A 377-nucleotide genomic window follows, 5' to 3' on the forward strand; every position below is an offset into this window, starting at 1 on the left:
GGTGCCGGGTGTCCCCGGACGATGCCGCCGCGGGACGGCGGCAGGGGTGGAAGCTGCACGTGTCGGCCGTCCCGCTCTCCGCTCCGATGGTGCTGACCCGGGCCGCCGAGGTGCTCGTCGCCGCCCGGGCCCCGTTCAAGTGCGCCGGCACGCCGGGCCGACTGGCGGAGCTCGTCTCGGGGCACTACGACCGTGGCGGCGGCGGGAAGTTCATTACCCGTTGCCCGCAAGACGAACACCAGTTGCGTTGGCTGGCCCAGGAATTGCACCGGGGGACCCCGCAGCTACCGGGGGCGGGCACCCTGTGCGAACGTCCGCATCGGCCGGGGAGCCTGGTGCGCTACCGCTACGGCGCCTTCCGCGGCTTACCCCGGCTC

The 377-nt window shown here is 74.0% G+C and carries 1 protein-coding gene; it reads left to right on the top strand.

Annotated features, from left to right (window positions below; translation table 11 throughout):
• Nucleotides 1-8 precede the first annotated feature (8 nt).
• The coding region (locus tag C7C46_RS36145; RefSeq protein ID WP_484421968.1) for a class III lanthionine synthetase LanKC N-terminal domain-containing protein at nt 9-377 on the top strand (369 nt) is incomplete at its 3' end.

This window comes from Streptomyces tateyamensis (assembly GCF_003205575.1).
Classification (GTDB): domain Bacteria; phylum Actinomycetota; class Actinomycetes; order Streptomycetales; family Streptomycetaceae; genus Kitasatospora; species Kitasatospora tateyamensis.